A 12261-nucleotide genomic window follows, 5' to 3' on the forward strand; every position below is an offset into this window, starting at 1 on the left:
GGCGCGCCGCCGTACAATGGCGGCATGACCACTGCATCCACACATCCATTTGCCGCCCTCGGCCCCGACTGCGTGCTCGATGCGCTGGCCGCCGTCGGGCTGTACGGCGACGGCCGCCTGCTGGCGCTGAACAGCTACGAAAACCGGGTTTACCAGGTGGGCATCGAGGATGGCAAGCCCGTCGTCGTCAAATTCTATCGGCCGGGGCGCTGGAGCGACGCCGCGATCCTCGAGGAACACGCTTTCCTGGCCGAGTTGCACGGGCAGGAAATTCCCGTGGTGCCGCCGCTGGCGATCGATGGCCGCACGCTGCACGGCTTCGGCGGGTTCCGCTTCGCCGTCTTCGAGCGGCATGGGGGCAGGGCGCCCGAGCTGTCCGATCCCGGTGTGCTGGAATGGACCGGCCGCTTCATCGGCCGCATCCATGCCGTGGGCGCGATCCGGCCGTTCGCCGAGCGGCCCGCGCTGGACATCGACACGTTCGGTATCGCCTCGCGCGATTACCTGCTGGCCAATGATTTCCTGCCTGCGGAACTGGTGGATGCTTACCGCAGCGTTGCCGCCCAGGCGCTGGACGGCATCCATCGCTGTTACGAGCGGGCCGGCAGCGTTCCGCAGCTGCGCCTGCACGGCGATTGCCATGGCGGCAACGTGCTGTGGACGGACGCCGGGCCGCACTTCGTCGATTTCGACGACGCCCGCATGGGGCCGGCGGTGCAGGACCTCTGGATGATGCTGTCCGGCGAGCGGCCGGAGATGGTGCGGCAATTGTCCGACATCCTGGCCGGCTACGAGGATTTCGCCGAATTCGATCCGCGCCAGCTGTACCTGGTCGAAGCCCTGCGCACGCTGCGGCTGATGCATTACGCCGCCTGGCTGGCGCGCCGCTGGGACGACCCGGCATTTCCCGCGGCATTCCCCTGGTTTAACACGCAACGCTACTGGCAAGACCGGATCCTGGAATTGCGCGAGCAGGTGGCGCTGATGGACGAACCGCCGCTGTGGCCGGTCTGAGCCGCGGCAAGCGGCGAATTGGCGGGGAAAACCCGCTCTGCTCCAGCCCTGGCCGTGGCTGAACGGCCGGGATAATGACAGCTCGGAAATCCCGTAACCCTCGAGCGAGACTGTCATGCAAGCACAATTGGCCCACACCCTGCACGTCGCCTACTCCGCCGATGACGCCGACCACGACCTGGCCGAACCGGCCGAAGCGGCCAGCGTAGTCAAGCCGGACCGTGCCGACGCGGAAATGCGCGCCATCCAGCAGGCGATCGCGCGGGTGGAAGCGGAAGCCAAGGCCGCGTGCGCCGCGGAGAGCCGGGCCCATGCCGAGGCCCGAGCCCGCTCACTGGCCGAGGACCGGGCCGCGATGGATACCGCCGCGGCCGCCGTCGCGCTGCAGAATGCCCAGGCTGCCGAGGATGTGATCGCCGCCAACCGCGAGCGGCTGGAAAGCCTGCGTGCCGCGGCCCAGGCCAGCGTGGCCAAGCTGGAAGCCGTCAAGCAGGAAACAGCCGAACTGCGTGCCCGCGTGGAAGCGGACAACCAGATCCGCCAGGCCGCCGAGGTGCGCGCCCGTGCCGAAGAGGAATCGCGCCGCCGCGCCGCCGAGCAGATGGAGGCGGAGGCGCACCTGGCCGAACAGGCCAACCAGGCCGCAGAGGAATTGCAAAAGCACACGCAGCACGCGCGCCTGCAAGCCGCCGAGCGCGTCGCCGCCGTGCAGGCCGCGAAAGAAGAAGTGATCGGCATCGCCACCGCCGATGCGCGCATGGCCACGCTGGCACGTGAACGCGAGCGCCACGCTTTTTCCGCCCGCCAGACCGCGCAGCAGCTGGCCGAGGCCGAAGCCGAGGCGCTGGACGCGACCCGCCAGCGCGAGCGTGCCGATCACGTGGCGCTGGAATCGGCGTTCGCCCGCGCCGCTGCCGAAGTACATGCCGCCGAAGAGGCCCGGGCCCTGGCCCACCTGGAACAGGAACGCGAAGCGATCGCGCTGGCGAAGGCCGAGTCGGACCGCAGCGCCGCCATGTCGCTGCACCTGCGCCTGCAGACCGAAAAGGAAATCCGCGACGCCGCCCAGCACCGCGAGCGCCTGGAAGCGATGGCCGCCACCACGGCGCAAGCGCGCCGCGATGCCGATGCCCGCATCATCGCCGCCACCGAAGCGCGCATCGCTGCCGACCGCGAACTGCATGCCGTGGCGCTGGGCCGCGCGGAAGCGGAACAGCAGGCCGAATTCGATGCGCGCGGCAAGCTCGAGGCCGAGCGCCACGCCACGGACCAGGCAAGGCTGCGCCAGCAGGCCGAACAGGCCGCCGCCGAGGCCGCCCGCGCCGAAGCGGAAGAGCAGGCGCGTGCCGCCCGGCTCGCCGAGGAGCGCGCCGAACTGTCGCGTGCCGCCGCCGCGCTGGCGCAGGCAAGGAACGATGCCGAAAGCGCCGAGGTGGCCACGCTGGCCGAGCACGCGGCCGCGCTGGATGCCGCCAGCGAACTGGCGCGCCAGAAGGCCGATGACGCGGCCCGCCTGCTGGCGGCGGAGCAGGCCCGCGCCGCTGCCGAGCAGGAAGCGATTGCCGCGTTGAAGGCGCGGCTGGTCGAGGAAGAGCGCGCCACTGCCGCCGCCGAGGCACGTGCCGCGGCCGAACGCGAGCAGGCCGAAGCCGCAGCCCGCCATGCCGCCGCGGAAGCGCGCCGTGCCGAGGCGGTTCGCGAAGAGGCGGCCGCGCTGGCGATGATGGCCGAACAGTGCGAAGTGGAAGTGCAGCAGAAGGAAGAAGCGGCCCGCGCCGCTGCGGCGCAAGCCCGCCTCGGCGCCGAGCTGTCCGAGGTGCACCGTGAGCGGGCCCGCGCCGAACTGGCCAAGGCGGCCGCCGTGCAGGCGCAGATCGAGGCGGAACGCGCATTCATCGCCCGTGAGGAAGCCGCGCTGGCGCTGCTGGAGCAGCAGACGGCGCAACAGCGCGCCGCCGCCGTGGCCGAGGAAGAGACGGCGCGTGCGATCGAAAACCGGATGGGTTCGGAAATCGCGATCGCCACCACCGCCCGGGAACGCGCCGATGCCGAGCTGGCCGCCGCGGCCATGCTGCGCGAACGGGAAATGCTGGAATCGGCCGCCGCGGCGGCCGCCCGCGACAAGGCGGCACACCAGCAATCGCTGCTCGAAGCGGCCCGGGCCCACGCCGCGATGCAGCGCAAGGCCGCCGACACGACCGCCGCGCTGGCCGCCGCGAAACAGGCGCTGCTGGAACAGGAAACCGCCCGCTACGAAGCCGCCCAGCGCTCGCTGAACGCCGTGCAGCGCAAGCTGCAAGCCTGAAACAGGGGCGCGAAAGCAGGACAAGAACAGGGACGGACCCGAAAACAGGTACGACCCTGTTTTCAAGGAAACGTGGCTATGGTCGAGTGCACGACGGTTCCAGGAGCAGCCAGTCGCCAACTCGCCCCTGCCCCAGCCGGCACCATCCGTAAAAAAGGCTGCCGAGAAACTGGGCAGCCTTTTTTGTTTCCTGGAAAACAGGGTCTGTCCCTGTTGGTTGACTTCCTTACTGCACCTGCACCTTCTCGATGAAGTACTCGGTATTGCCGAAGCAGGTGGTCGGCACGGCCTTGTGCTGCTCATAGCTCAGCGTGACGCGCTTGCCGACGGCGGCCGTCAGCTGGGCGGCCACGGCATCGTCGCGCACGCTGAAGTGGAATTTCTCCGGGATCGCGCCCGGCATCGAGGTCAGCAGCATTTCGCCTTCCCAGGTCTTGCAGAACCAGCCCACCTTCGAGAATTTCTGCAGGAAGCCGTTGCGCTCGCCCTCGGAATACGAGAAGTTGAGCGTGGCCATGGCCCAGCCCCAGAACAGCAGGGCTGCCACGACAAGGATGCCGATGAGGATCAGGAGGGGAGAGCGTCGGGTGCGTTGGATCATGGTGGGCTGGTCAAGGTTGAAATGCTGCGATCTTACTGCATGCGCATCTGTTTACGGTACTTCACCGACGAGTACAGCGACACCACGATGAAGGCCACGCCGGACAACCCGGTGAACCACTCCGGCACGTGGTACCGCACGCTGGCCAGCATGATCACCGCCAGGATGCCGATGGCGTAGTGGGCACCATGCTCCAGGTAGATGAATTCGTCCAGCGTGCCCTTGTGCACCAGGTAGACGGTCAGCGAACGCACGTACATCGCCCCGATCGCCAGCCCCAGCATGATGATGACGACGTCGCTGGTGATGGCGAAGGCGCCGATCACGCCATCGAAGCTGAACGAGGCATCCAGCACTTCCAGGTACAGGAAGCCGCCGATGCTGCCACGCTGCACCACCTTGGCCAGGTCGCCGTTGCCTTCGCCTTCATGCTCTTTCTCTTCCAGCAGACCCGACAGCCAGCTGACGCCCAGGTAGATGGCGATGCCCGTGATGCCCGCGTACAGCACGGCGAAGCGGTGGGTTTCCTCGACCAGCTCGACACAGACCAGGATCGCCAGCAGCGCCAGCAGTACCGACAGGCTGCCCGTGCCGATCTTCACCGCCGCTTTCTCGATCCAGTCCAGCCAGTGCACTTCCTTTTCCTCGTCGAAGATGAAGTTCAGGAAAACCAGCAGCAGGAACGCGCCGCCGAACGCCGCCACTTCGGCATGCACGCTCATCAGGTGGCGCGAGTACTCGGCCGGCTCGGTGGTGGCCATGGTCCAGACCTGGACCAGGTCCAGCCCGGTGGCCACGGCCACGATGGCCAGTGGAAAGACCAGCCGCATGCCGAACACGGCGATCAGGATGCCGACCGTGAGGAACAGCTTTTGCCAGAACGCGTTCCAGTCCTTCAGCACGGAGGCGTTGACCACCGCGTTATCGAACGACAGGGAAACTTCCATGATGCCGAGCACGCCGGTGATCCACAGCGCCGTGAACAGGCCGGCCATGCCGCGCTGGCTGTAGCCCCACCAGCCGGCCAATATCATTAATGCCACGGTGACGATGATTGAAATCCTGAAATGCTTCATGCCCCATCCTTCATCAAGAGTTATTAGTTATGAAGAAACTGCGTGAACCAAAACTGCGTGAACGAAAACTGCGTGGAAGAAAACAGCGCGGAAGAAAGCAGCGGAAATAAACCAGCATGCCCGGCGATTCTACTTGAGCCGCTTCCTTCGGGGAGCCAGCTTCTGCGATAATGAAGAATTGCCAAAAAGGAATTCGAAAGTCACTCATGGATATCGCCTATCTCGTTACACCGCTGCTCACCTGGATTACCGTTGGTCCCATCAAATTCCTGATCAACAGTATCCGCGCCCGCAAATGGGCGTTCAATCTGGTGGGTAACGGTGGTTTCCCCAGCAATCACAGTGCCGTGGTGTCCAGCATGGCCACGCTGATCGCGCTGCGAGAGGGGATCGGCCATCCGGCATTCGGCGTGGCGGTCACGCTGTGCTTCATCGTGATCATCGATGCCAATAGCCTGCGCCAGCACGTGGGCCGGCAAGCCGCCGCGATCAACCGGCTGGCGGACGGTCGCCCGGATCACAAGTGGCTGCGCGAACGGATGGGCCACACGGTGGTGGAGATCTGCGGCGGCCTGGCAACCGGCATCGCCATCGGGCACCTGGTCCACGCCCTGTTCGGCCGGGGCTGACCGGGCAGGCGGATTCGGCCAGGCGTCCTGCCCGTCCCGCCTCATGTCCGATTCCGAGGTCATCCTGAAGCCCGCATCTTCCAATCCCTGCCGGTCCGGACATGGCCAATCACCGGGTGAAATGACGTGGCGGACAATGCCGGACGTCCGCCGCAATATCGTCCGGCTTCCCGGTCGTCCGGCCGTCCGGCAAGGTCTCTGCAGTCTGTCCATGCTTTTCAGCAGTCCAGCCACATTTTCCCGCAGTCTGGCCCCGGGTGAATTGACACTGCCTGCCGCACTGGACATACTCGGCGCTCCCGGTCATACAAAAAACATAACGCAGTCCATCAGCTGTACTTAATAAGCTCAGCAGTCCAAAACTCTCGGAGATCTTCATGTTGCGAAATACCTTGATCGCTCTCGCCGTCGCCACGAGCCTCGTCGCCTGCGGAAAACCACCCGGTGCCGATGGGGCCGCGAAAGGGGAGGAAAAGAAGACAGCCAGGCTGCTGGTCGCACCGGAAGATCTGCTGACCGTGCACAGCAACGCGCTGGCTTCCGGCCCCGTGATTACCGGCTCGATCCAGCCGGAACGCCGCGCCGACCTGCGCGCCGAAGTGTCGGCCATCGTGCTCCAGGTCCTCAAGGAGAATGGCGAACCCGTGAAGAAGGGCGACCTGCTGGTCAGGCTGGACGATACGTCGATTCGCGACAGCCTGTCGTCCAGCGAGGAGGGCGTTCGCAACGCCAAGCAGGTGGTCGACCAGGCCCAGCGCATGCTGGAGCGTAACAAGACGCTGCGCGCCTCCGGCATGACGTCGATGCAGGCGCTGGAAGATGCCGAGGTGCGCCTGAATACCGCGCAAAGCGAGCTGGCCGCTGCCAGGGCGCGGGCCGTGCAGGCCCGCCAGCAGCTGGACCGCACGCTGGTGCGCGCGCCGTTCGATGGCATCGTCAGCGACCGCAAGGTGTCGAGCGGCGATACCGCCCAGATCGGCAAGGAACTGATCAAGGTGATCGACCCGAACAGCATGCGCTTCGAAGGTCTGGTGTCGGCCGACAAGATCGGTGTCGTCAAGGTGGGCCAGCCGGTGCTGTTCCGTGTCAATGGCTATCCGGGCCAGAATTTCCAGGGCAAGATCCGGCGCGTGGATCCCGCTGCAAACGCTGTCACGCGCCAGGTCGAGGTGCTGGTCGACTTCGCCGGCACGTCGCAGCCGCGCGTGGCCGGCCTGTATGCGGAGGGCCGCGTCGAGAGTGAAACGTCGGATACGCTGATGGTGCCGGAATCGGCAATGGTGCAGGCCGGCGACGACCGCTACGTGTGGCGCGTGAAGGATAACAAGCTGACCAAGGTGACCCTGGCGATCGGCTCGCGCGACGAGCGCACCGGGCAGTGGCAAGTCACCAAGGGCCTGGCGGCCGGCGACACGGTGCTGCGCGCACCCGGCTCGACCGTGCAGGACGGCCAGCCCGTGCAGATGACCGCGGCGAAGAACGTTGCCTCCGCCAGCGGCAATGCCGCCAACAAAGGCAACTGAGCCTGACCAGGATACGTCACCATGTTCCTTTCCAATTTCAGTATCAAGCGCCCTGTCGCGACGGTCGTGCTGATCGTCACGCTGATGTGCGTCGGCCTGCTCGCCCTGAGCAAGTTGCGCGTCAACCAGGATCCGGACGTCGAGATTCCGTTCATCGTCGTCGCCATTCCCTACCCGGGCGCCTCGCCCGAGACGGTCGAGCGGGAAGTGCTGAACCGCATCGAGAAATCGCTGCAGAGCATCACCGGCGTTACCGAGATCAACGGTACCGCCGCCGAAGGTTCGGCAACCATCCTCATCAAGTTCACCTTCGAGCGTAACCTGATCGAAGCGTCGGACGATATCCGCAACGCGATCGCTTCGGTGCGCTACAAGCTGCCGAAGGAGATGCGCGAGCCGATATTGCAGCGCATCGACACGTCGGCCCAGCCGATCATGCAGCTGTCGCTGTCGTCCACGGCGCAGAGCCATGCCGAGATCTCGCGCCTGGCCGAGGACGTACTGGCCGAGAAGTTCCGCGGCATCGATGGCGTGGCCACGGTCAACGTGGATGGCGCACTGCGGCGCGAGCTGTCGGTGCTGCTGAAGGCCGAGAAGCTGCGTGAATACAATGTGTCGATCACCGACGTGGTCAATGCGCTGGACAAGCAGAACACCAATGCGCCGGTCGGCAAGCTGCGCGGCGCGCTGGACGAAAAGAGTATCCGCCTGGTCGGCCGCATCGAACGGCCGGAAGAGTTCCAGCAGGTCGTGGTCCGGCGCAATGGCGACGAAGTGGTGCGGCTCGGACAGGTCGCGACGATCGAGGATGCCTTTGCCGAGGTCAACGGCCTGTCGATGCGTTCCAACCAGCCCAACGTGGGGATCTCGATCATCCGCTCGCGCGACGCTTCCACGGTCTCGGTCTCCAAGCTGATCCATGCGATGGTCAAGGAAATCGAGCCCACGCTGCCCAAGGGCACCACGCTGGAGATCACCAACGACGGGGGCGAGGATGCCCAGAGCAGTCTCAACAACGTTATCGAGGCACTGGTGCTGGGTGCCGGGCTGACCATCTTCGTGGTCTACGCCTTCCTCAATTCCTGGCGCTCCACGCTGATCACGGCGCTGTCGCTGCCTACGTCCGTCATCGCCGCCTTCATCGGCGTCTGGCTGTGCGGTTTCACGCTGAACTTCATGACGCTGCTGGGCCTGTCGCTGGCCATCGGCGTGCTGATCGACGATGCGATCGTGGTGCGGGAAAACATCGTGCGCCACATGCAGATGGGCTCCGACCGCCGCACCGCCGCCATCAACGGCACCAACGAGATCGGGCTGGCGGTGGCCGCCACCACGTTCTCGATCATGGCCGTGTTCATTCCGGTGGCGTTCATGCCGGGCATCACGGGCGAATGGTTCCGGCCGTTCGCGCTGACGGTCACTGCATCCGTCGCCGTCTCGCTGCTCATCTCGTTCACGCTGGACCCGATGCTGTCGGCGTACTGGGGCGATCCGCCCGGCCACCACGATGCGCCGCGCAAGGGCGTCGAGAAGGTGCTGCAGCGCTTCAACCACTGGTTCGACCACCAGGCCGACCGCTACGGCAACGTGATCGCGTGGGCACTGCATCACCGGCGCTGGATGGCCGCGATCGCGGTGGCCAGCTTCGTCGCCGCCATCGGGCTGCAGATGAAATTCGGCGGCGGCTCGTTCCTGCCGACCACCGACTTCGGCACCATCATGATCGACGTGCGCACGCCGTCGTCCTCGAGCCTGGAGTACTCGAAGCTGAAGATGGTCAAGGCGGCCGAGATGGCGCATTCGATCAAGGAAACCAAGGCGACCAGCACCTACGTGAACCTGACGGGCGGCCGCATCTACGTGGACATCGGCAAGAAGAAGGAGCGCGACCGTTCCGCCACCGAGGTGGCAACGGAACTGCGTGAGAAGCTTGCGCAACTGGTGGGCGCCGAATACACGGTGCTGGAAGACTTGAACAACGGTGCGCGCAAGCCGGTGCAGATCGAGTTCATGGGCGAGGATTCGCGCAAGCTGATGGAAATCACCAGCCGCTTCATGGATGAGCTGAAGAAGGTGCCGGGCGCGGTCGATGTCAGCCTGTCCGAGCAGGATCCGAAGGATGAGCTGCAGATCGAACTGAACCGCGGCCTGGCGAACTCGATGGGCATTGGTGCCGGCGACGCCGCCACCGCGCTGCGCGTGGCCTTTGCCGGCATCGAAGTGGGCGACTGGGTCGATCCCACGGGCGAAACCCGCGACGTGGCCGTGCGCCTGGCGCCGGAAGACCGCACCAACGCGGAAAACATCGAGCGGCTGCCGATCGCCGTGTCCGGCACGAACCAGATGGTGCCGCTGGACCAGATCGCCACCGTCACGATGGGCAAGGGCCCGGCCAAGATCCAGCACAAGGATGGCAAGCGGGTGATTTCCGTGTCCGCCAATGTGCAGGGCCGCTCGCCGGGCGAGGTGACGGCCGATGCGATGAAGCTGGCGAAGTCGATGGACTTCCCGCCGGGTTACGGCCTGGCCGTGGCCGGTTCGGGCAAGGACATGCAGGAAGTGTTCACGCAGATGGGGATCGCGCTGGTCGCCGGCATCGGCCTGATGTACCTGATCCTGGTCATCCAGTTCGGTTCGTTCACGGCGCCGGTGGCGGTGATGCTGTCGCTGCCGCTGTCGCTGATCGGCGTGGTCGTCGCGCTGCTGCTGACCAAGGGCACCATCAACCTGATGAGCCTGATCGGCGTGATCATGCTGATGGGGCTGGTGGCGAAAAACGCGATCCTGCTGCTGGATGCGGCGCGCAAGCGTGAAGAAGAGGGCTATGGCCGCGAAGATGCGCTGATGTACGCGGGCCGCATGCGCCTGCGTCCGATCCTGATGACGACGTTCGCGCTGATCGCCGGCATGCTGCCGGTGGCGATCGGCCACGGCGAGGGCGGCGAGTTCTACCGTCCGCTGGCCGTGTCGATCATCGGCGGCACGATCACGTCGACCGTGCTGACCTTGCTGATGGTGCCCACGTTCTACGACAGCATCGAGATCACCCGCGACCGCATGTTCGCCAAGTTCAACCGCCGCGCCGAGCGCTGGAACGTGGCCGTCGCCGGCGTGATGACCTTCGTCGAAGCCATCCTGGCGCTGACGTTCGTGCGGCTCATCTATCGCCTGATCATGAAGGGCGTGCACAAGATCACCGGCCGCGGCACCAAGACGCCGCCGCCGATGGCCGAAGCCGCCTGATCACTACCGTCTTTCTCCGTTGGGGCCGCCACTCGCGGCCCCTTTTTTTGGGGTACTGCAGGCAGGAGCAGGGGGGACGTCGCGAGTGTTGTAAAAATCCTGGGGACTGTCCCTGCAGGAGGGACTGTCCCCATGTGGTTTCCCCATATGGTCCGTGTTGTTTTGCAACCAGCTGAGCGGTGGAAAACCTGCAGATTGGCGATGCAATTAAAACCAAAAAGTGCGCATTGTCTAGCGGATTGATCAAGCAAATTGTTACGAGAGTTGTTTTGACACATGTTGCAGTGCGAAAAACGTACGCTCGTATCAAAATTTCTGATGGTGTAGTATGCTCGCCCCGCAGCCCCAGCCGTTAGAGGGGAGCAATTATTCGAATGGCAAGAATAGACAGCGAGACTACCTTGGATAAAAAATACCTGACCCTGATCATCACGGCCGCGCTGGCGACCGTGTCCGTAACTGCCGGCGCTTCCGGCTACCGCTTCGGCTCGCAAAGCGTGTCGTCGCAAGGCACGGCCGAGGCCAACGGTGCCGAGGCGGCTGACGCTTCCACCATCTTCGCCAACCCGGCCGGCCTGTCGCGCCTGGAAGGCCGGCAACTGATGACCGGCGTGACCGGCCTGGTGCCGCACTCCACGTACTCGGACAGCGGCTCGACCCGCTTTGCCAATCGCGCCGGCACCCGCAGCACTGGCGGCCAGGCGCTGCAGGACGAATACGCGCCGACCGCGGTGGCGGCGCCCTCGCTGTACTTCAGCCAGAAACTCAACGACCAGTGGACCGCCGGCTTCGGCATGTTCGTGCCGTACGGCGCCAACCTGGCGTATGACTGGGACTGGTCCGGCCGCTACGCGCTGACGGACATGAAGCTGACCGCGATCGCGCTGAACCCGTCGGTGGCATTCAAGATCAACGAGCGCCATTCGCTCGGCTTCGGCATTACGGCCGAATTCATGAAGGCCAGCCTGGGCCAGATGGTCGACGTGCCGGGTTCCGTGGCGGCATCGCAGGCGGCCGGCACCGGCGCCGCGCTGGTCCGCCAGATCGTCGCACTGGGCGGCAACCCCGCTGCGCTGGCCTCGATCAGCGACGGCCGCGCCGAAGTCGAGGGCAAGGACTGGGGCTACGGCTTCAATGTCGGCTACCTGTACCAGCCGGCGCCGGGCACCCGCTTCGGCATCGCCTACCGCTCGCACATCGACCACAAGCTGGGCGGCGGCGCCGACTGGGATTTCTCCACCGTGACCAGCGACCGTGTCGTCAATGGCGTCATCGAGGCGGCATCGCACCATGAGGATTCCGCCGCGCGCGTGAAGCTGCGCACCCCGGAAACCCTGTCGGTGAACGGCTACCATGAGTTCAACGATCGCCTGGCAGGCGTGTTCGACGTGACCTGGACGCGCCACTCGCGCATGCAGAACATCAACATCGAATTCCTCGGCACCGACAACGGCGACGAAGTGATCCGCCAGCAGTGGAAGAACACCGTGCGTGTCGCCCTGGGCGCGAACTACAAGCTGAACGACCGCGTGCTGCTGCGCGCCGGTATTGCCCACGACGACTCGCCAGTGCGCAGCGACGAGCTGCGCCACGCCGCGCTGCCCGATTCGGACCGCAACCAGCTGTCGTTCGGCGCCAACTGGAAGCTGTCGGCCAACTCGTCGATCGACGTGGCGTACTCGTACCTCGATTTCAAGCAGGCCAATGGCAACTACACGAACGATTGCCGTCCGGGCCTGCTCGCCTGCACGGGCAATGGCGAGACCACCAAAGGCAGCTGGAACACGCACATGAACCTGCTGGGCGTGGCGTACAACTACAAGTTCTGATCGCGCCGCCTCGGCGGCATGCGCAGGAAATGCCGCCACGG

At 65.4% G+C, this 12261-nt stretch carries 8 protein-coding genes; 6 read left to right on the forward strand and 2 right to left on the reverse strand.

The window, feature by feature from the left end; all coding sequences use genetic code 11:
* The first annotated feature begins 24 nt into the window (after positions 1 to 24).
* Positions 25 to 1014 carry a serine/threonine protein kinase gene (locus OU994_RS09980; protein WP_281610617.1) on the forward strand — a complete coding sequence of 330 codons (990 nt, stop codon included), beginning with the start codon at positions 25 to 27 and terminating at the stop codon, positions 1012 to 1014.
* A gap of 115 nt (positions 1015 to 1129) precedes the next feature.
* Positions 1130 to 3319 (forward strand): hypothetical protein, encoded by a 2190-nt coding sequence (locus OU994_RS09985; protein WP_281610618.1) that lies wholly within the window; start codon positions 1130 to 1132, stop codon positions 3317 to 3319.
* 226 nt (positions 3320 to 3545) lie between these two features.
* On the opposite strand, the gene OU994_RS09990 is transcribed toward OU994_RS09985, so the two are convergent.
* Positions 3546 to 3920 (reverse strand): hypothetical protein, encoded by a 375-nt coding sequence (locus tag OU994_RS09990; protein ID WP_281610619.1) that lies wholly within the window; start codon positions 3918 to 3920, stop codon positions 3546 to 3548.
* A 32-nt stretch (positions 3921 to 3952) separates the two neighbouring features.
* The gene (locus OU994_RS09995; protein WP_131147034.1) at positions 3953 to 4996 is read right to left on the reverse strand and encodes a DUF475 domain-containing protein; all 1044 of its coding nucleotides are present in this window, start codon (positions 4994 to 4996) and stop codon (positions 3953 to 3955) included.
* Between the two features lie 206 nt (positions 4997 to 5202).
* On the opposite strand from OU994_RS09995, the gene OU994_RS10000 reads away from it, so the two are divergent.
* The 4 genes from OU994_RS10000 to OU994_RS10015 all read left to right on the forward strand — a co-directional run bounded on the left by OU994_RS10000 (position 5203) and on the right by OU994_RS10015 (position 12220).
* A complete protein-coding gene (locus OU994_RS10000) occupies positions 5203 to 5625 on the forward strand; it encodes a divergent PAP2 family protein (RefSeq protein WP_131147033.1) in 423 nt (140 codons plus the stop codon).
* A gap of 377 nt (positions 5626 to 6002) precedes the next feature.
* Positions 6003 to 7148, forward strand: a complete 1146-nt coding sequence (locus OU994_RS10005) for an efflux RND transporter periplasmic adaptor subunit (protein WP_281610620.1) — start codon at positions 6003 to 6005, stop codon at positions 7146 to 7148.
* A gap of 21 nt (positions 7149 to 7169) precedes the next feature.
* A complete protein-coding gene (locus OU994_RS10010; protein ID WP_281610621.1) occupies positions 7170 to 10391 on the forward strand; it encodes an efflux RND transporter permease subunit in 3222 nt (1073 codons plus the stop codon).
* Positions 10392 to 10792: 401 nt separating this feature from the next.
* Complete coding sequence (locus OU994_RS10015) at positions 10793 to 12220, forward strand: OmpP1/FadL family transporter (protein ID WP_281610622.1); 1428 nt, start codon at positions 10793 to 10795, stop codon at positions 12218 to 12220.
* Positions 12221 to 12261: the final 41 nt, after the last annotated feature.

Source organism: Pseudoduganella sp. SL102 (genome assembly GCF_027856995.1).
In the GTDB taxonomy this organism is placed as follows: Bacteria; Pseudomonadota; Gammaproteobacteria; order Burkholderiales; family Burkholderiaceae_D; genus Rugamonas; species Rugamonas albidiflava.

Bases quoted from the DNA above. Each gene is read 5' to 3' on its own strand.
- OU994_RS09980 (WP_281610617.1), top strand. From the start codon at position 25: ATGACCACTGCATCCACACATCCATTTGCCGCCCTCGGCCCCGACTGC.
- OU994_RS09985 (WP_281610618.1), top strand. From the start codon at position 1,130: ATGCAAGCACAATTGGCCCACACCCTGCACGTCGCCTACTCCGCCGAT.
- OU994_RS09990 (WP_281610619.1), bottom strand. From the start codon at position 3,920: ATGATCCAACGCACCCGACGCTCTCCCCTCCTGATCCTCATCGGCATC.
- OU994_RS09995 (WP_131147034.1), bottom strand. From the start codon at position 4,996: ATGAAGCATTTCAGGATTTCAATCATCGTCACCGTGGCATTAATGATA.
- OU994_RS10000 (WP_131147033.1), top strand. From the start codon at position 5,203: ATGGATATCGCCTATCTCGTTACACCGCTGCTCACCTGGATTACCGTT.
- OU994_RS10005 (WP_281610620.1), top strand. From the start codon at position 6,003: ATGTTGCGAAATACCTTGATCGCTCTCGCCGTCGCCACGAGCCTCGTC.
- OU994_RS10010 (WP_281610621.1), top strand. From the start codon at position 7,170: ATGTTCCTTTCCAATTTCAGTATCAAGCGCCCTGTCGCGACGGTCGTG.